The sequence below is a fragment of the Cupriavidus sp. P-10 genome (genome assembly GCF_003402535.2).
Classification (GTDB): Bacteria; Pseudomonadota; Gammaproteobacteria; order Burkholderiales; family Burkholderiaceae; genus Cupriavidus.
The window spans coordinates 1,839,668-1,864,816 of sequence record NZ_AP025171.1 but is presented as its reverse complement, the minus strand read 5'-3'; the positions used below and the strand labels follow the sequence as shown (position 1 = coordinate 1,864,816).

The following is a 25,149-nucleotide window of genomic DNA, read 5'->3' as shown; positions in this document are numbered from 1 at the left end:
TGCTTGATGACGCCGCCACACTGGGGGCGCTGCGCTTTGAATGATTGGATCATATCGTATATCGATAATCGATAAATGGCAAACCAGCGAATTTGCAAGGAGCGGATACCTCCATGAAGCCGCCGTCGCCATAGCGCTGGACCGTCATGAATCTGAAAGCGGGGAACGCCCTCGAGCCACGCACTCGATACGAATTCCTTTCCGAACTGTTACACTGTATGGATGTACAGTGTATGGACTACACCTTCACAGGCCTGCCCCCGGGCCCTGTGCTATGGTGGTCTGCTCCAGGCCCGCCTGGCCGATAGCCTCCCTCCGTCCACGCCTATCCCTCCCTTAACGCATTGATCCGAAAGAAGAAATCGTGTCGAGCAAGCAGCTGATTCGCATTCGCGGCGCCCGCCAGCACAACCTCAAGGATGTCGACCTCGACCTGCGCCCCGGCGAGATGACCGTGGTCACCGGGCCGTCCGGCTCGGGCAAGTCCAGCCTGGTATTCGACACGCTCTATGCCGAGGGCCAGCGCCGCTACGTCGAGACCTTCAGCGCCTACGCGCGCCAGTTCCTGGACCGGATGGACCGCCCGCAGGTGGAGCGGGTCGACGGCGTGCCGCCGGCGATTGCCATCGACCAGACCAACCCGGTGCGCAGCTCGCGTTCGACCGTCGGCACGATGACGGAGCTGAACGACCACCTGAAGCTGCTGTATGCGCGCGCGGCGGAGCTGTTCGACAAGCAGACCGCGCAGCCGGTGCGCCACGACACGCCGGAGACGATCTACGCCGGGCTGCTGGCGCGCACGGCCGCGGGCCAGCCGCACCACGATGCACGGCTGGTGGTGACGTTCCCGGTCGAGCTGCCGGAATCGACGACCGAGGAAGAGGTCCAGCAATGGCTGTCCGTCAGCGGCTACACGCGCGTGCAGGCGCAGCGCGTGGTGCAGTCGCCGACCGGCGCGCGCAAGCTGCTCGACGTGGTCGCCGATCGCTTCCGCATCGGCAATACCGAGAAAGTGCGCGTGGTGGAGGCGATCGAAGCCTCGCTCAAGCGTGGCGGCGGACGTGTCAACATCTACGTGCTGGCCGATGGCGACGACGGCCCGGTGTGGCGCTTCTCCACCGGCCTGCATAGCCCCGACAGCGACCTGCGCTACGCCGATCCGCAGGCCGCGCTGTTCTCCTTTAACTCCGCGTACGGCGCCTGCGAAACCTGCCGCGGCTTCGGCCGCGTGATCGGCGTCGACCTCGGGCTGGTGATCCCGGACGCGCGCAAGACGCTGCGCGAAGGCGCGATCAAGCCGATGCAGACCCCGGCATGGAAGGAGTGCCAGGACGACCTGATGCGCTACGCCGGCAAGGCTGGCATCCCGCGCGACACGCCCTGGGCCGACATGACCGAGGCCGAGCGCCACTGGGTCGTCCATGGCTCGCCGGACTGGAACGGTCAGTGGAACAAGCAGTGGTACGGGGTGATGCGGTTCTTCAGCTACCTGGAGTCGAAGGCCTACAAGATGCACATCCGGGTGCTGCTGTCCAAGTACCGCAGCTATACCCCGTGCGAAACCTGCGGCGGCGCGCGCCTGAAGACCGAGTCGTTGCTGTGGCGCCTGGGATCGAAGGGCAATGCCGACGCGGTACTCGCGGCCGAACGCCGCTTCCTGCCGCGCGGCGTTGACTGGGACCGATCGCAACTCGAAGCGCTGCCCGGCCTGACGGTGCACGACCTGATGCTGCTGCCGATCGAGCGCATCCGCCGCTTCTTTGACGAACTGACGCTGCCCAGCGCGATGCTGGACGATGCCCTCAAGCTGCTGCTGGCCGAAGTGCGCACGCGGCTCAAATATCTGTGCGACGTCGGCCTGGGCTACCTGACGCTGGACCGCCAGAGCCGCACGCTGTCCGGCGGCGAAGTGCAGCGCATCAACCTGACTACCGCCCTGGGCACCTCGCTGGTCAACACGCTGTTCGTGCTGGACGAGCCCAGCATCGGCCTGCACCCGCGCGACCTGAACCGCATCGTCGAGGCCATGCACCGGTTGCGCGACGCTGGCAACACGCTGGTAGTGGTCGAGCATGATCCGTCGGTGATGCTGGCCGCCGACCGCCTGATCGACATGGGCCCCGGCCCGGGTGAACGCGGCGGCAATATCATCTTCGACGGCCCGCCGTCCGATATCCGCAATGCCAACACGCTGACCGGTGCTTACCTTGGCGGCCGCCGCCGCGTGGCCGACGCCTCGCACTGGCAGCGTCGACCGGTCGATGACGAGCTGCCGCGCATCGTGCTGGAAGGCGCGACCGAGCACAACCTGCAGGACGTCACCGTCGAGATCCCGCTGCAGCGGCTGGTGTGCGTGACCGGCGTGTCGGGCTCGGGCAAGTCAACGCTGCTGCAGGATGTCTTGCATCCGGCGATGGCGCGGCATTTCGGCAAGGCGACGGAGTCGCCGGGTGCGTACCGCAAGCTGACCGGCGCGGACCTGGTCGATGACGTCGTCTTCGTCGACCAGTCGCCGATCGGCAAGACCGCGCGCTCCAACCCGGCCAGCTATGTCGGCGCGTTCGACGAGATCCGCAAGATCTTCGCCAAGGCGCCGATGGCGCTGCAGCGCAGCTACACCGCCGGCACGTTCAGCTTCAACTCCGGCGACGGGCGCTGCCCGACCTGCGGCGGTTCCGGCTTCGAGCACGTCGAGATGCAGTTCCTGAGCGACGTCTACCTGCGCTGCCCGGATTGCGACGGCACCCGCTATCGCCCCGAAGTGCTGGAGGTGAAGATCGAACGCGCCATCGCCGGGCAGCCGCCGCGCGCGCTCAGCATCGCCGACGTGCTGGAGTTGACTGTCAGCGAAGCGGCGTCCTATTTCGCCAGCGATGCCGCGGTGCTGCGGGTGCTGCAGCCCATCGTCGATGTCGGCCTCGAATACATGAAGCTGGGCCAGCCCGTGCCCACGTTGTCGGGCGGCGAGGCGCAGCGCCTGAAGCTGGCCGGCTTCCTGGCCGAAGCCGCGCAGGCCACGCCGTCGCGCACCCGCGGCAGCACGCTGCCGCGCCGTCTGTTCATGTTCGACGAACCGACCACGGGTTTGCACTTCGACGATATCGCCAAGCTGATGCTGGCCTTCGGCAAGCTGCTCGACAGCGGCCATTCGCTGATCGTGATCGAGCACAACCTCGACGTGATCCGCGCCGCGGACTGGCTGATCGACCTGGGACCCGAAGGCGGCGATGCCGGCGGCCGCGTGGTTTGCACCGGCACGCCCGAAGACGTGAAGGGCTGTGCCGCGTCGCATACCGGCCAGGCGCTGATCCACTATGACGCCGCGCTCGGCGAAGCCGGCACGCTTGCCGCTGAACGTGCCGCCGGCGCCGAAGCCGAAGGCGTGCCGCTGCAGGCGGTATTGCAGGCCCGCCGCGCGCGCCGCGAGATCGAGGGCGAGGACGTGGTGCGCATCGTCAACGCGCACGAGCACAACCTGAAGTCGCTCAACGTCGATATCCCGCACGGCAAATTCAACGTGGTCACCGGCGTGTCCGGCTCGGGCAAGTCGACGCTGGCGTTCGACATCCTGTTCCACGAAGGCCAGCGCCGCTACCTGGAATCGCTCAACGCGTATGCGCGCTCGATCGTGCAGCCGGCGGGGCGGCCCGAGGTGGATGCGGTCTACGGCATCCCGCCGACCGTCGCCATCGAGCAGCGCCTGTCGCGCGGCGGCCGCAAGAGCACGGTGGCGACCACTTCCGAGGTGTGGCACTTCCTGCGCCTGCTCTACGTCAAGCTGGGCATCCAGCACTGCGTGCATGACGGCGCGCCGGTGACGTCGCAGAGCCCGGAATCGATCGCCGCGCAGTTGCTGCGCGACCATCGCGGCCAGCACGTCGGCTTCCTGGCGCCTCTGGTGGTGAACCGCAAGGGCGTCTATACCGACCTGGCCAAATGGGCCAAGGCGCGCGGCAATACGCATCTGCGCGTCGATGGCGAGTTCCTGCCGGTCGATCCGTGGCCGCGCCTGGACCGTTTCCGCGAGCACACCATCGAGCTGCCGGTCGGCGACCTGGTCATCACGCCTGAAAACGAGCCGCAACTGCGTGCACTGCTGGCGCAGGCCCTGGAAGCGGGCAAGGGCGTGATGCACCTGCTGGCGCCGCTCGACGGGCTGGACCATGCCATGACCAACGGCGGCACCGCGCACGTGGGCGAGGTCAAGGTGTTCTCGACCAAGCGCGCCTGTCCCGAGTGCGGCACCAGCTATCCCGAGCTGGACCCGCGCATGTTTTCCTACAACAGCAAGCACGGCTGGTGCGGCAGCTGCGTCGGCACCGGCCTGGCGCTGACGCGCGAGCAGCGCGCGGCATACGACGATACCGTGCTCGCCGACGACAACCGCGGCCGCGAGCAGAGCCTGCCATCGGAAGAGCTGGAACCCGAAGGCGTGGGCGAAGCGCCGTGCCCCGACTGCCATGGCACGCGCCTGAACCCGGTGGCGCGCGCGGTCACGTTCGATACGCAGGCCATCGTCGACGTGGCGCAATGGACCGTGTCCGACACCCGCCGCTGGGTCGACGGCCTGCGCCTGACCGGCCGCGATGCCGAGATCGCGCGCGACGTGGTCAGCGAAATCGGCAGCCGGCTGCAGTTCCTGGAAGAAGTGGGCCTGGGCTACCTGAGCCTGGACCGCGCCGCGCCGAGCCTGTCCGGCGGCGAGGCCCAGCGCATCCGCCTGGCGGCGCAGCTTGGCAGCAACCTGCAAGGTGTGTGCTACGTGCTGGACGAGCCCACCATCGGCCTGCATCCGCGCGACAACCAGATCCTGCTCGATGCGCTGCGCAAGCTGGGCGACAAGGGCAATACGCTGGTGGTGGTCGAGCATGACGAGGACACCATCCGCCGCGCCGACCACATCATCGACATCGGCCCCGGCGCGGGCAAGCGCGGCGGCACGCTGGTGGCGCAGGGCGGCGTGGCCGACCTTGCCGCGGCGCCGACTTCCACCACCGGCCAGTTCCTGGCGCAGCCGATCATCCATCCGCTGCAGGCGCGCCGTCCCGTGAAGCCGGGCGCAGCAGGAAAGCCGGCCGATCCGTCGGAATGGCTGACCGTGCACGGCGCTTCGTTGCACAACCTGCGCCACGTGACCGCGCGCATTCCGCTGTCACGGCTGGTGGCAATCACCGGCGTGTCGGGCTCGGGCAAGTCGACACTGGCGCGCGACGTGCTGATGACGAACCTGCTCGATGCGGTGGGCCGCTCGGTGTTGTCGTCGCCGGCCACGCGCCGCGCGCGCAATGCGGCCAAGGAAGAGGCGAAGGCGAGCAAGTCGACGGCGAAAAAGCCCCTCAAGGTGGATCACGACTGGTACGGCTGCGACGCCATCACGGGCTGGGAATCGATCGACCGCGTGCTGGAAGTCGACCAGACGCCGATCGGCAAGACGCCGCGCTCATGCCCGGCCACATATATCGGCGTGTGGGACACGATCCGACGGCTCTTCGCCGATACGCTCGAGGCGCGTGCGCGCGGCTATGCCGCGTCGCGCTTTTCGTTCAACACCGGCGATGGACGCTGTCCCGCGTGCGAAGGGCAGGGCGTGCGCACCATCGGCATGAGCTTCCTGCCGGACGTGAAGGTGCCATGCGATGTCTGCCACGGCCAGCGCTTCAATCCCGAGACGCTCGCGGTCACCTGGCGTGGCAAGAACATCGGCGACGTGCTGACCATGGAGATCGACGAGGCAGTGGAATTTTTTGCATCGATGTCCAATATTGCGCACCCGCTGCAGCTGATGAAGGACGTGGGGCTGGGCTACCTGACGCTGGGCCAGCCGTCGCCGACGCTGTCAGGCGGCGAGGCGCAGCGCATCAAGCTGGTCACCGAACTGAGCAAGGTGCGCGACGACATCACGCGCCGCGGCCAGAAGGCGCCGCATACGCTGTACGTGCTGGACGAGCCTACCGTTGGCCTGCACATGGCCGACGTGGCGCGGCTGATCCGCGTGCTGCACCGCCTCACCGACGGCGGCCACAGCGTGGTGGTGATCGAGCATGACCTCGACGTGATCGCCGAGGCCGACTGGATCATCGACCTGGGGCCGGAAGGCGGCGCGGGCGGTGGCACCATCGTCGGCGCGGCCGATCCGGAGTCGCTGGCGCGGATCCAGGCCAGCCATACAGGCGCGGCGCTGGTGCCGGTGCTGGCGCGCGGCAAGGCCGGCACGCCGCAGGCAGGCGCGCGGGACAGGGTCAGCATGGCCTGAGCCTCAGTCGCGAGCGCGGGGCGCAGCCTGGACCATAAGGTACAGGCACGCCTTTCGCTTGCTCATGGTTACTGGCGCGCACATCGCGTCCTGAACGGAGGTAACCATGAAGCATATCCGACCCAGCCGACTCCTCGCCGCCGTCGCGCTCGCCGCCGCTGCGATTCCCGCCATGGCGCAGATGACGCCTGGCACGCCGCGCGGCACCTATGACCCATATTCGCAGGGCGCACGCAGCACCGACAAGTTCGACCCGTACACGCAGGGCGCCAACACTGCTACACGGCAGGACCTCGCGCCGGCGCCCGAAGCCCAGCCTTCTACCGTGCCGGCGCAGCCCGGCATGACCACCCCGCCCATTCAGCGCACGCCTGACCCGTATATGGACAGCGGCACCCGCTGGGTCAGCCCGGACCTTGGCCGACGCCTTGGCCCGCGCAGCCAGTTCCTGGACGGTGCCTGATCCCGAGCGCCTGACAGGGCAATTCTCGCAATGGCCGCCTGGCCCGCGCGCGGCGTCCTGCCGCCGCGCTGGCCACGGCCTTTTCACCCGGCAGGGCGCGGCAAAATGCGAATGCAACCGGACTTACCGCCTCTTGTAAATCCTGCGCAAGCGGCCGACGGCCAGTGCAGCGTGCCGGATGCCAGCCAGGCACTCCATTGCGGCCCCGTGCGCACCGCGGGGCTCGCGCGCATGACGGTGGCCAGCTACAACATCCATCGCGCAGTCGGTACCGACCGCCGCTACCGTCCCGACCGCATCGCCGCGGTGCTCGAAGAACTCAGCGCGGATATCGTCGCGCTGCAGGAAGTCGAGTCGGGCAGCAGCAATGACCACACGCTTGAATACCTGGCGGGGCACACCGGCATGCATGTGGTGTCGGGTTTTACCCGCGTGCGCGGCAACGCGGACTTCGGCAATGCCCTGCTGACGCGCTTCGCGCCGCAGGCGGTCAACCAGATCGACCTCACGGTGAAAGGTTGCGAGGCACGTGGCGCGATCGACGTCACGTTGGCCTGTACCGCGTCGGGGCACATCAGCGCGTTGCGCGTTATCGCCACGCACCTGGGGCTGCGCCCCGGCGAGCGGCGTCACCAGGTGCAGCAACTGCTCAATTACATCGCCGCGGCGCCGCCGTTGCCCACCATCCTGCTGGGCGATGTCAACGAGTGGTTCTTGTGGGGACGTCCGCTGCGCTGGCTGCACGCGTATTTCGAACACACTCCCCACACCGCCACGTTCCCCTCGCGCATGCCGGTTTTTGCGCTGGACCGGATCTGGGTATCGCCGCGCGCGCATCTGGTCTCGGTGGCCAGCCATCGCTCGCCGCTGGCGCGGGTCGCCTCCGACCACCTGCCGCTGCTGGCCTGCTTCGAGGTGCCGATGGCGGAAGCGCCGCCGGCCGCCGCGGGCGCGGAGATCCGTACTCAGGCATAGGGACACATAGGAGCACGACGATGAGACATAGCGACGACAACTACCTGCGCAGGCGCCCCGACCAGCAGTACGGCAGCAATGACCAGGGCTACAGCGGCATCCCCGCCCAGTCGCGCAACCGGCGCCAGCGAGAACTGAGCGGCGGCCGCTACGGCAATACCGCCGAGCGTCTGCCACGCGACCAGGCCGAGGACGTGACACGCGGCGACGAAGGCTGGTATGGGCGTTACGTCGACGAATGGCGCCGGCCGGCCGACCCGCGCCATAGGGCCGGCGGCCGTGGCGATCCGCGTTATGAAGACGAGTGGTCGCGGAGCAGTGCGACGGGTGCGAGCCGCGGTCGCGATGAACGTGGTGGCGGCTATGGTGGCCATGGCGGCTACGGCGAGCCTGAGCGCTACGGCTACGGGCGCTGGCAAGACGAGCGCCTTGAGCGCGAGGCCCGCGGCTATGGTGGCGATGGCGGCTACGGCGGCTACGGCGGCTATGGCGGCAGTGACGACGAGTGGGACGCGCCCGCGCAGCGGCGTCCCGCCGGTCCGCGCAATTACCGTCGTGAGGACGACCGCATCCACGATGAGGTCTGCAACCGGCTGGCGCGGGATGACGAACTCGATGTCAGCGATGTCGAAGTCCGCGTGCAGGAGGGCGTGGTGACGCTGGAAGGCAAGGTCAATGACCGCCACACCAAGTACGACATCGAGGACATTGCCGAGCGCGTGTTCGGCGTGCAGGACGTGATCAACCACATCCGCGTGCAGCGCTACGGCTTGCTTGCTTCGGAGTGAGGGTGAGGGAACGAGAAGGGCGGCGGCGCACGAACCTGCGCCGCCGCCCTTCTTCCCTGCCGGCTTGTCAGATGTCAGGGCTCGCGGCGGGGCAGGTTGGGCGGGTGCTCGTCGCGGTCGTCGGTACGGTCGGCCTTGTCGACCGGCACCTCGGCCGGCAGCCCCTCGGCGGCGCGCACCACTTCATCGGCGATCTCTTCTTCCGGAATTTCGTCTTCCGGCGGCATGTGCGATTCTTCATCGCGCTGCTCGAGTTCGCTCTCGATATCGTTGGTCTCCTGGTCCAGATCCGGATCCAGGGTGCTGGGGATATTGCCGGCCTGGGCCCGCGCGGCGCCCGTTGCTGTCTTGTCACGCGGGCGGCCGCCTCCGGCCGAAGCTTGCGCGCTGTCCCGTCGCGTGCCGCTGGTGCTGCCGACACGGTCCCCGTGGCGGGCGCCGGTACGTACGGTCTTGCTCATGGTCTCTCCTGTGCGGTCCGGTGTGGCATGGTGGCGCGATGCAGCGGTCAGGTGTTTTCCACCGGCGGCTCGCTTTCCTCCGGGTTGCCGCCGCGGCGCTTCACCGAAGGCGGCTCGCCGTTCTCGTCGGGAATATCGTGCTCGCGCTCGACGTCGTGGCGGCGGTCGCGTCCCGGCTTGCCGCGCTCGTGTTCGATGTCGGGCCCGCCCTTGTGCGGGTCGGGCCGCGGCTCGCTGTGGCGCCGCGTGGTGTCATGGTCGGGCTGGCGATGGGTGCTCATGGTGTCTCCAGGCTAGATTCGAGCGGTCTTCAATCCGGGTTTTCAATCGGTACCGGCGCGCAGTTCATCGGATACCGCGGTCACGCCGCGTACCGAACGGGCCAGTTCCATGGCCATGGCGCGCTGCTTGTCGTCGCGTACCGAGCCTTCGAGCTTGACCACGCCGTCGGTGGTCGACACGCGGATCTTCGCCGGGGCGAGCGTGCGGGCGTTAGCCAGGCGTGCCTGGACTTCGGACGTGATGGTGCGGTCGCTGGCAATTTCGGTGTCGCGCGGCGCGGCGGTGCGCCCGGTTGAGGATGGCGCGGCTGGCGCATCGGTGGGTGCCGCCGGCACCGCCGGGGCGACTGCCATGGCGAATACCGCCAGCGGCAGCGCCAGATGGCGAATGCGGGAGCGGAAACGAGTTGTCATGGCGGTCCTCCTGTACGGTGCGCCGGCGTCAATGACGGGGTCAAGGACGCGACGGCGGCTACTACGCAAGCGGCGGGCTGATGCAACCCTGCCCGCACCTGCTACCAACCTGCAAGCTCCGTTCCCGGGGGGCGAAAGGAGGTTGTGCGGCTTGCGCCGCAGCGTAGCGCCCGCCAGGGTGGTGCTTCCGCAATGAGGCGCGCCGTAGTTTTTACAGTAGCTGCAGAAAGTGCATGCGCCATGCAGCCAGGCCAGATCGTGCCGTGGACGCCGCCCGCACCGGGACGCACCGCGCCCCGTGGCGCGCCGCTTGCGTACCGTCGTGTGCTTGCGTGCCGTCCTGTCTATAGTGAAGCAATGCTGGCCACAACTGGCGTTCGGCATGTGCCGCCGAGCACAACCCGCCACGCCGGCCCCACGCCGCGGCGGCTCCGTGTGCCGCGCGCTGACGGGGCTATCAGCGCAGCCGGCCGGGGGGAGCGGCACATCCTGTTGCGAGGGTAGAAATGAATTTCGCCAGCATCCTGTCCACCGTCATCCTGGCCTCTTCGGTGTCGGTTTCCTCAGCGCCGGTCGAACGCCAGCTGCTCGCGATCACTCCGCTGGATTTTGCCCAGCGCTTTAATACGGTCGCGCAGGACACAGGCTCCGGGTTGACGCTGCCCAGTTTCAAGATCAAGCCCGGCTGGCACCGCGCCGCGCCCAGTTCCGGCGTTTCGGTGCTGGTGCGTGCCAGCCGTTCCGGCTATGCGCTCGATGAAGTGGTGGTGGTCTGCCGCGAAGTCGAGCGCTGCTTTCTGACCATCTGCACGGCGGCGCTTGCCATCGACGACAGCGTCAACCCGCTGCTGCTGCAGCGCTTTATCGTGGCGCGCATTGCCACCGAACTGGGCGAAGTGGGGCTGGTGATGTCCGGCCTTGCCTATATCGTGGTGACGCCGAAGGAAGACGACTACGTCGCCGTCGTGATCCGGCCCTACCTGCCGCAGGACCGCAGCGCCTCGCCCAGCCAGGCGCAGCGCGAGCCGCCCGCCGAGGCCCAGCCATTCCATCACGGCCAGGCGGTGCCGCCGCACGACCCGCACGGGTTGCATGGTCCGCATGGTCCGCATGGGCCCTATGCGCCCAGGGTCCCGCGCCCGCCGCTGACCCCGATCGCATCGCAAGCCCCGATCCCGCACATGCCGCGCTTGTGACATACACGTGTGACGCGCTTTTCAGGGCTCGCGCAGCAGCAGTGCCACCGGCAGCCCGCCCAGCACATCGCGCAGGCGCAGGCGGCCAGCGGGCGCATCGAGCGGATGTCCCGTCAGCGCGTCGATCCAGCGGCCCGGCTGTGGCGCGCCAAGGTTCAGCGTGGTGTCGCCCCAGTACGCCGGCGGAATGCGCGGCACGGCCGGGTCGACCCGGGACGCCGACAGCCGCGTTACCACGGTGACGGCCTGGCGCGACGCAGTGCTGCGCGCAAACGCGAGTACCTGCGGCGCCAGCGCGCCCTGGGCAGCCAGCATGCTGTACTGGCCGTCGGCAAACAGCCCGGGGTCGGCGCCGCGCGCGGCGAGCACATGGCGCACCAGTTGCTGCTTGAGCCGGCCGTCGCGCCAGTGCGCCAGCCAGTGTGCCCAGCCCGCGCCGCACGCCAGCCGTGACTGCAGCCGGGTGAAGTCCGGCGCGCACCGGTTGTCAGGGTCCACCAGGCTAAGGTCCCAGCCTTCGGTGCCCTGGTAACGGTCCGGGATGCCGGGCGCGGTCAGTTGCACCAGCACCTGCGCCAGGCTATTCACCGCGCCGGCAGTGGCAATCCGCTGCGCAAAGCTGCCGATATGGGCCAGCACGCCCTGCGGCCACGCCGCCGCGATCCCGCGCAGGAAGGCCTCGCATGCCCCTTCGTACTCGGCATCGGGGCAGGTCCAGTTGCCATGGCGCTTGGCTTCGCGGATGGCCTTGACCTGCCACGCTGAAATCCGCGCCAGCAGGGCTTCAGGTACCGGCGCCGCTTCGCCGGCATGCTCCATCGGCCATGCCCCGATCAGCGCCTGGTACAGCATCAGCCGGCTGGCCGGGTCGGGCGCGCGCGGCAGCGTGGCGAGCAGTGACGCGCAGTCGCGCTCCCACGCGGCGACCGCGTCGGCGAAAGTGCCCGGCAGCTCGCTCAGCACGGCCAGCCGCATGCGTGCGTCCTCGCCCCGCTTGTGGTCATGCGTGGCAGTGGCCAGCATCGCATGCGGGCCGGCCAGCCGGCGCGCCGCCATGCGGGCGTGGAATTGCGCCGGCGGCGTGGCCAGCTGCGCCGGGTCGCTGCCCACCTCGTTGCGCGACAGCAGCCGGCCGTAGCGGTAGAAGGCGGTGTCCTCGCCGGCCTTGGCCGCCAGCGCCGGCATTAGCTGCTGCAGGCGGCGGCGCAGCACGCCAGTATCGCTGTCCGGCGCGGCCTGCGTGCGCAGGCAGCCGGCGATGAATGCCAGCGCCACGGCCTCGTCCGGTGCCAGGCCGCCGCGCGCGGACAGCAGGGCCTGGTCGACCATGGCGTCATCGGCATGCGCGGCGCCGGCGTCGCGCGCCGTCGGCTGCGCGTCGTAGTAGCTGCGGTAGACCGGCACTGCGGCCATCAGCGCCATCAGTGCTTGCCGCAGCGCCGCCGGCGTGAGGTCGCGGGTGCCGGGCTCCTGTTGCGCGCAGGCGTGCAGGCGGGCCGTCACGCCTTCGCATTCGGTGACGAGGTGCCGCTGCAGCACCAGGCAGCGGGCCTCGCGCACATAATCGGTGTACGGGCGCGCGTCGCCGCTGGTCATGGCCCACAGCGCAGTGAGCGCCGCTTCGCCGGCCTCGTCGTGCAGCACCGCGGCCACTTCATCCATGAAGTCGTAGCCGGTGGTGCCGTCGACCTGCCAGTCCGGCGGCAGCCGTTCGCCGCCGCCGAGGATTTTCTCGACCACCAGCCACGGGCGCTGCAGCCGCAGCAGCGGCGGGCGCGCGGCGGCATGCCGGTCGAGTCCGTCGCGCAGGCGGCGGCAGTAGCCGGCAGGATCGGCCAGCCCGTCGACATGGTCCACGCGCACGCCGTCGATCCAGCCCTCGCTCAGCAGCCTGAAGACCAGCGCATGGACCGCGTCAAAGACCTGCGGGTCTTCTTCGCACACGCCGACCAGGTCGCTGATCTCGAAGAAGCGGCGCCAGTTCAGCGCGGCGGCAGCGGTGCGCCACCAGGCCAGCCGGTAGTGCTGGCGTTCCGCCAGCGCGTGCAGGCGGCTGCGACCGGAGGCCTGCGTGGTGTCGTACCAGCCGGGGTCGGTGGTGGCCTCGGCATCGGCGCTGCCGGGCGCCAGCGGCAGCACGTGGTCGAAGTAGCGCAAATGGGCCGGCTGTCCGCCGCTGGCGGGCACCCACTGCAGCTCGCCCGCGACTACCGCGTCCCAGTACGACTGCCCCAGGATTGGCAGCAGGACCTTGCCATGCAGCGCCGGGTCGCGCGGCGTCCAGTCGATGTCGAAGCAGCCGGCATGGGGGCTGGCGCGCCCGTGCGCCAGCACATCGCGCCACCAGCCGTTGTGGGTGCAGTCCGCCGCCATGTGGTTGGGGACGATATCGAGGATCAGCCCGAGGCCGGCGCTGCGCGCGCGCGCGGCGAGCGCCTTCAGGCCGGCCTCGCCGCCCAGTTCCTCGCGCACGCGGGTGAAGTCGGTGACGTCGTAGCCGTGCGAGGAGCCCGGCCGTGCCTCGCAGACCGGTGACAGGTACAGGTGGCTGACCCCCAGCGCGGCGTAGTAGTCGACCACGCCGGCGGCATCGGCGAAGGTGAAGCCAGGGTGCAGCTGCAACCGGGCGGTGGCGCGCGGCAAGCCGCGCGCGGCTGCCGGCGCGGTGCCTGCCGTGGCCGGCATTACCTGGCGCGCGCCGCGGCGGGCTCGCACAACGTGGCGACGCAGGCCAGCGGCGGCAGCATGCCGGCGGACAGTTCCGCGGCAGCGCCCGGTGCGCTCTCATGCAGCGCCGCGCGCTGGTCGTGACAGGGTTGCATGGCGGGCACCGCTTCGTCGCCGAGGTTCAGCCACAGGCTCAGCTCCATGCCGTCCATCAGGTGCCAGCGCGCGCAAAGCGCCGCGCGGCCCAGGATGTCGACACCGGCAGACTGGCAGCCCGGCAGCCGGTGCAACAGCTCGCGTCGCCGGATCGACAGCAGCTCGCGGTAGTACGGGGCCCAGTCAGCGTCGTCCTCCAGCGCAGGCCGCGACGCGTCGAACGTAACCAGGTCGTTGGGATCGGGGATGGCGGCGGCGCGCGCATCGTCGCCGAAGGCCGCGCTGGCGGCGAATTCGCGGCGGCGGCCTTCGCGCACGGCCTCGGCCAGTTCCGGCGGATGGCTGGTGAAGTAGAGGAACGGCTGCCGCGAGCCGGTCTCTTCGCCCATGAACACCAACGGCACCTGCGGGCACAGCAGCTGCAGCGCCACGGCGGCACGCAGCGCGCGCGGGTCGGCCAGGCTGGCCAGCCGTTCGCCGAGCGCGCGGTTGCCGGCCTGGTCGTGGTTCTGCAGGAAGCTGACAAAGGCCGTGGGCGGCAGGTGCGCGCTGGGCTGGCCGCGGCACACGGCGGCGGCCGCGCCGGCGGAACGGTGCCGCGAGGGCTCGCCCTGGTAGGCAAAGCCTTCGGCCAGCACGCGCGCGAGGTGGCGCAGCGCAGGCTGGCCACGCTCGGCGGCAGCGGGAGCAACGCCGGCGGGGCCGGCATAGTCGCGATAGTAGCCGTCGTCCTCGCCCGTCAGCAGCACATGCAGCGCGTGGTGGGCGTCATCGTTCCATTGCGCATCGAAGCCCTGCGCCAGCAGCGCGGCGTCGTTGTTGTCGTTCTCCAGCACCAGGTGCACGTGGCGATCACCGCCAGTGCCGCGAGCGCTATCGGCCAGCGCCGTACGCAGTTCGCCGGGCAGCGCCGCAAGCCAGCCTTCGTCCTCGATGGCGTGGACCGCGTCGAGCCGCAGCCCGTCGAAGCGGAACTGTTCCAGCCAGTAGCGCGCGTTCTCGGTGAAGAAGCGCCGGACCTGCGGGCGCCGGAAATCGATGGCCGGGCCCCATGGGGTCTGCCGGTCGGTGCGGAAGAAGGCGCTGGCGTAGCGGTGCAGGTAGTTGCCCTCGGGCCCGAAGTGGTTGTAGACCACGTCCAGCAGCACCATCAGGCCGAGCGCGTGCGCACGGTCGACCAGCGCGCGCAACTCGTCAGGGGTGCCGTAGCTGGACTCCGGCGCGAACGGCAGCACGCCGTCGTAGCCCCAGTTGCGTGCGCCGGGAAACTCGGCCACCGGCATCAGCTCGATGGCGGTGAAGCCCAGCGCGGCCAGCCGCGGCAGTTGCTGCGCGGCGCCCGCAAAGCCGCCGCACAGGCCGACATGCATTTCATAGACGATGGCCTCATGCCAGGGCCGGCCGCGCCAGTCGGGGCATGTCCACGCGTACGAGGCACTAGCGTCGCGCGCCGGCACGATGCTCGGCCCGTGCACGTCGTCGGCCTGCCAGCGCGAGGCCGGGTCGGGCACGGTGGTGCCGTCGTCGAGCCGGAACCAGTAGCGCGCGCCTTCGCAGCACGGCACGATCGCCTCGAACCAGCCGTTGGGCCCCGCCGCCATATGGACGGGTCCCAGGCCCGCGATTTCGAGCCGCACGGCGTGGCCTTGCTCGGCCGCGTCAGGCGCCCACAGGCGGAAGCGCACGCGCCCGTCAGGCAGCCAGGCCGGCCCGAACAGGTAGTCCTGCGCGTGTTCGTCGTTGGAGGAAAAGGCCCGTGAAGAGGGCGCGGCAAAGCAGTCGAGCGGGGCCAGGTTTGGCAGGGTGGACCTGGCACCCGGGGCGACTAGAATCGGGTTCGCATTCAAATTCGGCTCCTGCCAACGGTTGGCGTCTGGGTCTGGGTCTGGATCTGGGGACCTTGAGGTAGGCATTGCGGCGGCTCTTGCGCAATGCGAACTCCATGCCAGCAGAACAGCGCATTGCGGCGCGGCGCGCGGGCAGGAGCGGGCCGTGCCGACAGTTTTGTTACATGGGCGATTGTAGAAAGTACCGGGGTTCATTCGGCGTCCCGCGCATGCGATACCGCACACTTCGCGCATGCGCGCATGAAGGCATCTATGCCGCGCGCGGCCCCCGGGCGCCGGGATCTACCTGCCACGGCGCGCCGCTGGCACGGTGCAGGAGCCGCACCGGCACCGGCTCGACGTTCCAGATGCGCTCGCAGTATTCACGGATGGCGCGATCGGACGAAAAGCGGCCGGAACGCGCGCACGACAGGATCGACATGCGTTGCCAGCGATCCTGGTCGGCATAGGCGTCGGAGACGATCTGCTGGCATTCGATATAGGAAGCGAAGTCCGCCAGCAGCAGGTAGGGGTCGTGCCCCGCCTGCGGGTTGCACAGCGGCCGGAACAGCGCCGGATCGCCGCGCGAGAAGAAGCCCTGCTGGACCAGGTCGATCACAGCGCGCAACTGCGGATTGCTGTGGTAGTAGGCCGCCGGGTCGTAGCCGCTCGCGCGCAGGGCATAGACCTCGGACGCGGTCAGGCCGAACGGGAAGAAGTTGTCGTTGCCGACGGCCTCGCGCAGCTCGATATTGGCGCCGTCCATGGTGCCGATGTTGAGCGCGCCGTTCATCGCGAACTTCATGTTGCCGGTGCCGGAGGCCTCCTTGCCCGCCAGCGAGATCTGCTCGGACAGGTCGGCCGCCGGGTAGATGCGCTGGCCGTAGGTGACGTTGAAGTTGGGCAGGAACACCACCTTGAGCCGGTCGCGCACCTGCGGGTCGCGGTTGATCACTTCGGCGACCGAGGTGATGAAGCGGATCATCAGCTTGGCGTATTCGTAACCCGGCGCGGCCTTGCCGCCGAACAGGAAGGTGCGCGGGGGGATCTCCGCGTTCGCGTCGGACTTGATGCGGTGGTACAGCGCGATCACGTGCAGCACCGCGAGGTGCTGGCGCTTGTATTCGTGGATGCGCTTGACCATCACGTCGAACATCGACGACGGATCCACCACCACGCCGGTGGTGTCGCGGATCAGCTGCGCCAGGTCTTCCTTGTTGGCGCGCCGCATCGCCTGCCATCCCTTGCGGAAGCCGGCATCGTCTGCATAGGGCTCGAGCACGCGGATGCGCTCCAGGTCGGAGATCCAGCCATCGCCGATCGCATCGGTCACCAGCCGCGTCAGCCTCGGGTTGGACAGCGCCAGCCAGCGTCGCGGCGTGACGCCGTTGGTGATGCTGGTGAATTTCTCCGGCCACATCGCGTAGAAGTCCTTGAGCACGTCCTCGCGCATCAGCCGCGAGTGCAGCTCGGCCACGCCATTGATGGCGTGGCTGCCCACGCACGCCAGGTTGGCCATGCGCACATGGCGCTCGCCCTGCTCGTCGATCAGCGACAGCCGCGACAGCCGCGATTCGTCGCCGAAGAAACGGATGCGAACCTCGTCCAGGAAGCGCGCGTTGATCTCCAGGATGATTTCCAGGTGCCGTGGCAGCACACGGCGGAACAACTGCAGCGGCCAGCGCTCCAGCGCCTCGGGCAGCAGCGTGTGGTTGGTATAGGCGAAGGCGCGCTGGGTGATGTCCCAGGCCTCGTTCCATGTCAGGTCGTTCTCGTCGACCAGCAGCCGCATCAGTTCGGCGATACCTACCGCCGGGTGCGTGTCGTTCAGCTGCACCGCGAACTTCTCGTGGAAGCGCGTCACCGGGATACCATCGACGGCCAGCAGCCGCAACATGTCCTGCAGCGAACAGGCGACGAAGAAGTACTGCTGCTCCAGCCGCAGCTCCTTGCCCTGCGCGGTCTCGTCGTTGGGGTAGAGCACCTTGGTCAGGTTCTCCGACGTCACCTTCTTGCTCACCGCGCCGAGGTAGTCGCCGCGGTTGAAGGTATGGAAGTCGAAGGCCTCGGTGGCATCGGCGCGCCACAGCCGCAGCGTGTTCACGGTATTGACGCGGTAGCCCAGGATCGGCGAGTCGAAGGGCACGCCGGCCACGGTCTTGGCCGGCACCCAGCGCACGCGGTAGTGGCCGCGGTCGTCGGTGTAGTGCTCGGTGTGGCCGCCGAGGCGCACCTGTACCGCCCATTCGGAGCGCTGGATCTCCCACGGGTTGCCGTTGCGCAGCCAGGTATCGGTCTTCTCCACCTGCATGCCGTCCATGATGGTCTGCTGGAAGATGCCGTATTCGTAACGGATGCCGTAGCCCAGCGCCGGGATCTCCAGCGTCGCCAGCGAATCCATGAAGCACGCCGCCAGCCGACCCAGGCCGCCGTTGCCTAGCCCCGGCTCGACTTCCTGCTCCAGGATGCGGTCGAGATCCAGCCCGGCCGCCGCCATGGCCTCGCGCACTTCATCGAAGATGCCGAGGTTGATCAGGTTGTTGCCCAGGTGCGGGCCCATCAGGAATTCGGCCGACAGGTAGGCGACGGTGCGCGAAGGCTGGCCCAGGTAGGCTTCGGCGGTGCTGATCCAGCGCTGCACCAACCGGTCGCGCACGGTGTGCGCCGCCGCCTGGTAGAGGTCGTTCTGGCTGGCGTGCCCGGGCAGCTTGCCCTGGGTATGGAACACGTGGTCCAGGAACGCGCGCCGCAGGCTGGCGCCGGACAGGGCGGTACGGGTGTCGTCGGCGTGCTCGGGCCGGATCACTTCCTTCATGGCGGGACCTCCTGCGCATGCTGGTGGGTCAAGCTTAGCGGATGGGAGAGCAGTGCGCGCCCGGATCGCGGCGCGGGTGGGGTGGGCGCCACCTTCGCGCGCCGATCCTTGCGGCTAGCCGCGCGGTGGCGGATCCAGGGTGCGGTGACGGCCACTGCGAACGGCTTGCCGAATCGATTGCGCGCGGGCGCGCAGTTCCGGCGCGTCGGCCAGCGCGCGCACGTCGGCATCAAGCCGGCGCTGCCAGTTGGGATGGACGCTGGTGGTGCCGGGCAGGTTGGGCTGCTCGGCCTCGCCCAGCAGGTCTTCCAGCGGAACCACGCGCATGGCGGTGCGGGCTGTGCCCAGCCAGGCAAGCACGGCGTCCAGCGGTGCGTGCGCGGGATCGGGCTCCTGGCCCTGACATAGCCCGGCCTGGTTCAGCGCCTGCCACAGCGCGCTGCGCTCTCGGGCTCGGCCCGCCTGCGCCTGCGCCAGGGTTTCGCCGGGCGCGAGCAGCTTCATCCGGTCGCGCCAGTCGAGGTCGCGCCCGGCCCACCAGCCGGCGACGGTGGGCAGGTCGTGCGTGGAGGTGGTGGCGATGGCCTCGGGCGGCCACTGCGCGGGTGGCTGGAACGGCGCGACGGGATCGGCTTCGACGGCTGGATCGGCATCGGCTTCGGCATCGGCTTTGGCCGCCGTCACTGCCTCGCGCTGGAACCACAGCACGTCGATGCCGAGCACGCCGCGCGCGGCCAGCGCCGCGTTCAGCTCGGGCGGGACCGTGCCGAGGTTCTCGCCGATGATGATGGCGCGGTGCCGCCAGGATTCCAGCGCCACCAGCCGCAGCAGGTCGTTCAGCGGGTAGCGCAGGTAGGCGCCGTCGCTGGCGGATGCGCCGGCGGGCACCAGCCACATCCGCGCCAGGCCCAGCACATGGTCGATGCGCAGCCCGCCGCAGTGGGAGAGGTTCGCGCGCAGCATTTCCAGGAAGGCGGCGTAACCGTGCTGGCGCAGGCCGCGCGGCGAGAACACCGCGACGCCCCAGTCCTGGCCGAGCGGGTTGTACAGGTCCGGCGGCGCGCCGGCATGGAAGCCGGCCAGGATTTCCTGCTGGCGGGTCCATGCCTGGCTGCCGCCCGGGTCGGCGCCAACGGCCAGGTCGCAGACCACGCCGACCGCCATGCCGGCGTCGCGCGCGGCGCGCTGCGCACGCGCCATGCCATCGGCGGCGAGCCATTGCAGGAAGGCGTGGCAGGCCACATCGTCGGCATGGTCGCGGGCAAAGGCCGCCACCGCGGCGTCGGTGGGCGAGCGCAGCGTGACCGGCCAGCAGCGCCAGTCGGGCGCCGACGCGTGGTTCATGCCGTTGGTGGAGCCGGCCAGCCGCTGCGCCTGGATCGCCTCGTAGCAGGCGTGCGCATGCAGCGCAGTGCCCCCCCGCGCCCGGAAGGCGGCGCAGTCGTCCAGCGCCGCACGCGGCAGCAGGCTTTCGCGCCGCTGCCAGAGCCAGTGCAGCACGGCGTAGCGCAGCGGCGCCAGCGCGATCCAGTCGATTTCCGAGAGCGCTTCGAGGGCGGCCAGCTGCTCGCCGATGCCAAGCGAGGCGATGGCCGCGTCCAGCGCTGCCTGGCCGAACATCGCGGCGGGATCGGCGTACAGCGGATTCAGGAACAGCCGGCTGGAAGGCGCATACGGGCTGTAGCGCTGCGGCAGCGCGGCAAAGCCGGCATGCAGCGGATTGATCGCGACCGCGTCGGCGTGCAGGGCAGCGGCGCTGGTGCAACACCCGGCCAGTGCGGTCAGGTCGCCCATGCCGCAGTTGGCGCCGCGGCGCAGGCTGTAGAGCTGTACTGCCAGGCCCCATGGGCGTGCGCCGGCGCCGGCAGCGGCGCGGCCGGCGTGACGTAGCGCGTCCGCTACGCCGTAGCAGCGTGCGGGAGCCACCGCCAGCACCGTTTGCGCATCGCCCAGTTCGAGCCGGTGGTAGCCGCAAACATCGATGGGCGGCAGCAGCATGGTGCCGGCCGGATTACCGTCCGCGTGCGCGCGCACTGCGGTGCCGGTCACGATGGCGCCGTCTTCCAGCGTCAGCCGGTAAGCGCGCTCCGGCAGCGTGTGCGGCCATGGCACCGCCACCGGCTGGCCGCGTTCGGCGGTGACCAGCGGCGGCAGCGTATGGGCGGCGTCATCGGCCGCGAGCCAGGCGCGCGAGGCTTCGCACTGGCCAGGCGTCGAGCAGGGCAGGCCAAGGCCGTCCAGCACGCGCCGCAGCGCGTCGTCGGACACGGTTTGCGGCTGGCTCCATGCATCCGTCCAATGCGGCTGCAGGTCCGCGCGCAGCGCCAGCTTCTGCAGTGGCGTGGGGGGCGGCGCGTGCGTACGTCGGGTCATTCCTGTGTCTCCTGCGGCGCGCCCAGCGGAGGGCTTTCCTGGTGCGGGCTCTCACGGCTGCGGGCCGGGGCGGCCAGCAGCACCAGCGAATGGCCCGGCACCACCTGGCTTTCGCCCACCGCATCGCCGGCAAGCTCGGACTCGGTGGCTTCGGGACGGCTGCTGTCGAAGAGCCGGGTCCAGGCCAGCCTGGGCTCGGGCAGCAGGAACGACGCATCGGCCTCGCCGGCGTTGAGCAGCAGCAGCGTCACCTGCACGGTGCGCGCATCGTCTTCGTCCTCCTCCTCTTCCGGCATCGAACCCAGTTGCGGACGCTCAGGTTGCGGCGGCGGGGCAGCGCGGCGCAGTGCCAGCGTGCGGACTTCCGGGTCTGCCCATTCCTCGGGGGTGGGCGGTTTGCCGTCGGTATCGAACCAGGCAATGTCGGCGATGCCGCGCGCCGGTTCCTGGCGCCCGTGGGCGAAGCGGTCGCCGGTGAGCGCGTGCAGCCGCCGGCGCAGTGCGAGCAGGCGTCGCACCATGTGCTGCAGCGGCTGCGCACCGGGCGTCTGGGCCTGCTTCCAGTGCAGCCACGAGATCTCGTTGTCCTGGCAATAGGCGTTGTTGTTGCCGTGCTGGGTGCGCCCCCATTCGTCACCGGCGGTCAGCATCGGCGTGCCTTGCGCGAGCAGCAGCGTGGCCATCAGCGCCTGCGCCACCCGATTGCGGCGCTCCAGGATCTCCGGGTCGTCGGTCGGGCCTTCGATGCTGCCGTCCGGGCTCCAGTTGGCGCTGGCGTTGTCGTCGGTGCCGTCGCGGTTGTCCTCGCCGTTGGCTTCGTTGTGCTTGCTGCTGTAGCTGACCAGGTCCGCCAGCGTAAAGCCGTCGTGCGCGGTGATGAAGTTGACGCTGGCCCACGGGCGCCGGTGGCGCCGGTCGAACATGTCTGCCGAGGCCGCCAGCCGCGCGGCCAGTTCGCCGCGCTTGCCGGCATCGCCGCGCCAGAAGCGGCGCACCGCGTCGCGGAACTTGTCGTTCCATTCGGCAAAGCCGGGCGGGTGGTTGCCGAGCTGGTAGCCACCGGGGCCCAGGTCCCACGGTTCCGAGATCAGCTTGACGCGGCTCAGCACCGGGTCCTGCATCAGCGCATCGAAGAAGCCCGAGCCCTGGTCGAAGCCGTTGCCCTCGCGCCCGAGCGTGCTGCCCAGGTCGAAACGGAAGCCATCTATGTGGTAGCACTCCACCCAGTAGCGCAGCGAGTCCATCACCATCTGCAGCACGCGCGGTTGCGACAGGTTGAGCGTGTTGCCGCAGCCGGTGTCGTTGATGTAGTGGCGCTCGTCGCCCGGCATCAGGCGGTAGTAGCTGGCGTTGTCCAGGCCGCGCCACGATACCGTCGGCCCCAGTTCGTTGCCCTCGCAGGTGTGGTTGTAGACCACGTCCAGGATCACTTCGATGCCGGCTGCATGCAGGCGCCGCATCGCCACCTTGAATTCCTGCAACTGCCCTGTGCCCAGGTACGCCGGTTCCGGGGCGAAGTACGCGATGGTGTTGTAGCCCCAGTAGTTGCGCAGCCCGCGCTCCAGCAGGAAGCGGTCCTGCAGGATGGCGTGTACCGGCAGCAGCTCCACGGTGGTGATGCCCATCTGCACCAGGTGGTCGATAAAGCGCGGGTCGCACAGCGAGGCGAAGGAGCCGCGCAGGTTGGGCAGCAGGTCGTCGCGCAGCATCGACAGGCCACGCAGGTGGGCCTCGTAGATGACGGTGGCAGGCCACGGCACCGCGGGCGGGCGGTCGTCGCCCCAGTGAAAGCTTTCGTCGATCACCACCGCCTTGGGCATGCTCTGGGCGCTGTCGCGGCGGTCCGGCGTCAGGTCGCCGCGCGCGCTCTGGAGGCGGTAGCCGAACAGCACATCGGCCCAGCGCACCGGGCCGCTCAGCTGGCGCGCGTAGGGGTCCAGCAGCAGCTTGTGCGGGTTGAAGCGGTGCCCGTGCGCGGGATCGTAGGGGCCATGCGCGCGGTAGCCGTACAGCGTGCCGAGTGCCGCGTTGGGGAGGTAGCCGTGCCAGATCTCGTCGGTGCATTCCGGCAGCGGCATGCGTGCCAGTTCCTTGCGGCCGTTCTCGGAGAACAGGCACAGGTCGATGCGCGAGGCATGCGCCGAGAACACCGCGAAGTTGACCCCCAGCCCGTCCCAGTGGGCGCCCAGTGGATATGGCTTGCCGGGGAGAAGCCGGTCCGCGAAGGGTCGGGTCATGTCGTTGCGCCTTGTTCACCCTCTGCATGGCCGAGCCGCAGCACGAGCGTGGCCAGCGGCGGCAGCGTCAGCGCCAGCGAGGCCGGCTGGCCGTGCGAGGGCACGTCCACCGCCGTCACGGCGCCGCCGTTGCCGACATTGCTGCCGCCGTAGCACCCGGCGTCGGTGTTCAGGCATTCCTGCCAGGTGCCGGCAAAGGGTACGCCGATGCGGTAGCCCTGGCGCGGCACCGGCGTCATGTTGACCACCACCAGCACGACCTCGCGGCTGCCCGGCGCGGCGCGGCGCAGCCACGCGAACACGCTGTTGTGGTTGTCGTCGCCGACCACCCACTGGAAGCCCTCGGGGCTGTGGTCGAGCGCGTGCAGCGCCGGCAGTTCGCGGTAGAGCCGGTTCAGGTCGCGCACCAGCGTGTGCATGCCGCGGTGCATGGGGTGGTCCAGCAGCGCCCAGTCGAGTTCGGCGTCATGGTTCCACTCCTGCCACTGCGCCAGCTCCCCACCCATGAACAGCAGCTTCTTGCCCGGATGGGCCCACATGAAACCGTAGTAGGCACGCAGGCCCGCAAAGCGCTGCCAGTCGTCGCCAGGCGCCTTGCCAAGCATCGAGCCCTTGCCGTGCACGACTTCGTCATGCGACAGCGGCAGCACGAAGGCCTCGGACCATGCATAGACCAGCCCGAAGGTCATGTCCTGGTGGTGCCAGGCACGGTGTACCGGCTCGTGGCCGAGGTAGCGCAGCGTGTCGTGCATCCAGCCCATGTTCCACTTGAAGTCGAAGCCGAGCCCGCCGCTGGCCACGCTGGCGGTGACGCCGGGCCAGGCGGTGGATTCCTCGGCGATGGTCAGCGCGCCGGGGCAGCGTTCATGGACCACGCTGTTGAGTTCGCGCAGGAACGCGACCGCCTCCAGGTTCTCGCGGCCGCCGTAGCGGTTCGGCACCCATTGCCCCGGCTGGCGGCTGTAGTCGCGGTAAAGCATGGAAGCGACCGCGTCCACGCGCAGCCCGTCGGCATGGAAGTGCTCCAGCCAGTGCAGCGCGCCGGCCAGCAGGAAGCCGCGCACCTCGTTGCGGCCGAGGTTGTAGATCAGTGTGTTCCAGTCCTGGTGGAAGCCTTCGCGCGGATCCATGTGCTCGTAGAGCGCGGTGCCGTCGAAGCGCGCGAGCCCGTGCGGGTCGGTCGGAAAGTGCGCCGGCACCCAGTCCAGGATCACGCCGATGCCAGCCTGGTGGCAGCGGTCGACAAAGGCGGCGAAGGCCTGCGGCGGCCCCAGCCGCGCGGTCGGCGCGTACAGCGACAGCGGTTGGTAGCCCCACGAGCCGCCGAAGGGGTGCTCGGTGATGGGCAGCAGTTCGATATGCGTGAAGCCGAGCTCCTGCACGTATGGCACCAGCCGCTCGGCCAGGATGTCCCAGCCGTGCCGGTTGTCGTTGGCGGCGCGTAGCCACGAGCCGACATGGATTTCGTAGACCGACATCGGCAGGGTGTAGGGATCGGCTGCGTCGCGGCGTGCCATCCAGTCGGCGTCGTGCCATTCGAACGGCGGCGCGCCCTTGCCCGGTGCGGTCACGACCGAGGCGGTCTCTGGCGGCGCTTCGGTGGCGAGCGCGAGCGGGTCGGCCTTGTCGGGCAGCTCGGTGCCGTGCGGGTCGAGCAGGTCGTATTTGTAGCGGCTGCCGGGCTCCGCGCCCAGCGCGGCCGGCACGAACAGCTCCCAGATGCCGCTGGGATGGCGCAGCCGCATCGGATGGCGCGCCTGGTGCCAGCCGTTGAATTCGCCGATCACCGACACGCGCCGCGCATTCGGCGCCCACACCGCGAAGCGCACGCCGTCGATGCCGTCGACGCGTTGCCATTGCGCCCCCAGGCATTCGCCCAGCTCGAAGTGGCGGCCCTCGGCGATCAGGTGCAGGTCCAGTTCGCCCAGCAGCACGTCAAAGGCGTAGGGGTCGGCGCTGCACTGCTCGGTGCCGTCAGGCCAGGTCACGCGGATGCGGTAGTCCGACGCCGTGGCGCGGCGCTCGTTCCCGGGCAGGCGCGCGGCGAAGATGCCGCCGGGGTGCAGCCGTTCCATCTCGGCCAGCGTGGTGCCGTCGGCAGCAGCCAGCTGCACCGCGACCGCGCCGGGCAGGCAGGCGCGCACCAGCAGGCCGCCATCCCCGTCGCGGTGGGGGCCCAGCACGGCGAACGGGTCGTGGTGGCGCGCGCCCAGCAGCGCATCGAGTTCGTGTCCCGGCAGCATG

14 protein-coding genes are annotated in these 25,149 nt (G+C 69.6%); 5 read left to right on the top strand and 9 right to left on the bottom strand.

Annotated elements, in window-relative coordinates; genetic code table 11:
- Nucleotides 1-364: 364 nt before the first annotated feature.
- From uvrA to CTP10_RS25370, 4 genes are all read left to right on the top strand, one after another.
- Nucleotides 365-6,253, top strand: a complete 5,889-nt coding sequence (gene uvrA / locus CTP10_RS25385; RefSeq protein ID WP_116321468.1) for an excinuclease ABC subunit UvrA — start codon at nucleotides 365-367, stop codon at nucleotides 6,251-6,253.
- 106 nt (nucleotides 6,254-6,359) lie between these two features.
- Nucleotides 6,360-6,716, top strand: coding sequence for an endonuclease (locus tag CTP10_RS25380; RefSeq protein WP_116321467.1), 357 nt, complete (start codon nucleotides 6,360-6,362; stop codon nucleotides 6,714-6,716).
- Nucleotides 6,717-6,821: 105 nt separating this feature from the next.
- Nucleotides 6,822-7,691 carry an endonuclease/exonuclease/phosphatase family protein gene (locus CTP10_RS25375; protein WP_116321500.1) on the top strand — a complete coding sequence of 290 codons (870 nt, stop codon included), beginning with the start codon at nucleotides 6,822-6,824 and terminating at the stop codon, nucleotides 7,689-7,691.
- A gap of 20 nt (nucleotides 7,692-7,711) precedes the next feature.
- Nucleotides 7,712-8,479 carry a BON domain-containing protein gene (locus tag CTP10_RS25370; protein WP_116321466.1) on the top strand — a complete coding sequence of 256 codons (768 nt, stop codon included), beginning with the start codon at nucleotides 7,712-7,714 and terminating at the stop codon, nucleotides 8,477-8,479.
- 74 nt (nucleotides 8,480-8,553) lie between these two features.
- Here CTP10_RS25370 and CTP10_RS25365 read toward each other — a convergent pair whose 3' ends face one another.
- From CTP10_RS25365 to CTP10_RS25355, 3 genes are read right to left on the bottom strand one after another with little or no spacing between them, the layout of a single operon-like run.
- Complete coding sequence (locus tag CTP10_RS25365; protein WP_116321465.1) at nucleotides 8,554-8,940, bottom strand: hypothetical protein; 387 nt, start codon at nucleotides 8,938-8,940, stop codon at nucleotides 8,554-8,556.
- Between the two features lie 47 nt (nucleotides 8,941-8,987).
- Entirely contained in the window at nucleotides 8,988-9,221 is a 234-nt protein-coding gene (locus CTP10_RS25360) for a hypothetical protein (protein WP_116321464.1), read from the bottom strand.
- A gap of 42 nt (nucleotides 9,222-9,263) precedes the next feature.
- Nucleotides 9,264-9,635 (bottom strand): BON domain-containing protein, encoded by a 372-nt coding sequence (locus CTP10_RS25355; RefSeq protein WP_116321463.1) that lies wholly within the window; start codon nucleotides 9,633-9,635, stop codon nucleotides 9,264-9,266.
- Nucleotides 9,636-10,141: 506 nt separating this feature from the next.
- Here CTP10_RS25355 and CTP10_RS25350 point away from each other — a divergent pair.
- Nucleotides 10,142-10,831 carry a malto-oligosyltrehalose synthase gene (locus CTP10_RS25350; RefSeq protein WP_233528232.1) on the top strand — a complete coding sequence of 230 codons (690 nt, stop codon included), beginning with the start codon at nucleotides 10,142-10,144 and terminating at the stop codon, nucleotides 10,829-10,831.
- 21 nt (nucleotides 10,832-10,852) lie between these two features.
- Here CTP10_RS25350 and treY read toward each other — a convergent pair whose 3' ends face one another.
- The 6 genes from treY to glgB form a co-directional block, all read right to left on the bottom strand.
- On the bottom strand, nucleotides 10,853-13,516 hold the full coding sequence (treY, locus tag CTP10_RS25345) for a malto-oligosyltrehalose synthase (RefSeq protein ID WP_116321462.1): 2,664 nt from the start codon (nucleotides 13,514-13,516) through the stop codon (nucleotides 10,853-10,855).
- Entirely contained in the window at nucleotides 13,516-15,501 is a 1,986-nt protein-coding gene (gene treZ / locus CTP10_RS25340) for a malto-oligosyltrehalose trehalohydrolase (RefSeq protein ID WP_116321461.1), read from the bottom strand. Before treZ ends, treY begins: the two co-directional genes overlap by 1 nt.
- 250 nt (nucleotides 15,502-15,751) lie before the next feature.
- A complete protein-coding gene (locus tag CTP10_RS25335) occupies nucleotides 15,752-18,295 on the bottom strand; it encodes a glycogen/starch/alpha-glucan phosphorylase (protein ID WP_116321460.1) in 2,544 nt (847 codons plus the stop codon).
- A gap of 114 nt (nucleotides 18,296-18,409) precedes the next feature.
- Nucleotides 18,410-20,668 (bottom strand): 4-alpha-glucanotransferase, encoded by a 2,259-nt coding sequence (gene malQ, locus CTP10_RS25330; RefSeq protein WP_116321459.1) that lies wholly within the window; start codon nucleotides 20,666-20,668, stop codon nucleotides 18,410-18,412.
- A complete protein-coding gene (glgX, locus tag CTP10_RS25325; protein WP_116321458.1) occupies nucleotides 20,665-22,905 on the bottom strand; it encodes a glycogen debranching protein GlgX in 2,241 nt (746 codons plus the stop codon). The genes malQ and glgX overlap by 4 nt, the downstream gene beginning before the upstream one ends.
- A complete protein-coding gene (gene glgB / locus CTP10_RS25320) occupies nucleotides 22,902-25,148 on the bottom strand; it encodes a 1,4-alpha-glucan branching protein GlgB (protein WP_116321457.1) in 2,247 nt (748 codons plus the stop codon). Before glgB ends, glgX begins: the two co-directional genes overlap by 4 nt.
- Nucleotide 25,149: the final 1 nt, after the last annotated feature.

Coding starts and splice junctions, on each gene's coding strand:
- CTP10_RS25380 (WP_116321467.1), top strand. CDS start 6,360: ATGAAGCATATCCGACCCAGCCGACTCCTCGCCGCCGTCGCGCTCGCC.
- CTP10_RS25375 (WP_116321500.1), top strand. CDS start 6,822: ATGCGAATGCAACCGGACTTACCGCCTCTTGTAAATCCTGCGCAAGCG.
- CTP10_RS25370 (WP_116321466.1), top strand. CDS start 7,712: ATGAGACATAGCGACGACAACTACCTGCGCAGGCGCCCCGACCAGCAG.
- CTP10_RS25365 (WP_116321465.1), bottom strand. CDS start 8,940: ATGAGCAAGACCGTACGTACCGGCGCCCGCCACGGGGACCGTGTCGGC.
- CTP10_RS25360 (WP_116321464.1), bottom strand. CDS start 9,221: ATGAGCACCCATCGCCAGCCCGACCATGACACCACGCGGCGCCACAGC.
- CTP10_RS25355 (WP_116321463.1), bottom strand. CDS start 9,635: ATGACAACTCGTTTCCGCTCCCGCATTCGCCATCTGGCGCTGCCGCTG.
- CTP10_RS25350 (WP_233528232.1), top strand. CDS start 10,142: ATGAATTTCGCCAGCATCCTGTCCACCGTCATCCTGGCCTCTTCGGTG.
- treY (WP_116321462.1), bottom strand. CDS start 13,516: ATGCCGGCCACGGCAGGCACCGCGCCGGCAGCCGCGCGCGGCTTGCCG.
- CTP10_RS25335 (WP_116321460.1), bottom strand. CDS start 18,295: ATGAAGGAAGTGATCCGGCCCGAGCACGCCGACGACACCCGTACCGCC.
- malQ (WP_116321459.1), bottom strand. CDS start 20,668: ATGACCCGACGTACGCACGCGCCGCCCCCCACGCCACTGCAGAAGCTG.
- glgX (WP_116321458.1), bottom strand. CDS start 22,905: ATGACCCGACCCTTCGCGGACCGGCTTCTCCCCGGCAAGCCATATCCA.
- glgB (WP_116321457.1), bottom strand. CDS start 25,148: ATGCTGCCGGGACACGAACTCGATGCGCTGCTGGGCGCGCGCCACCAC.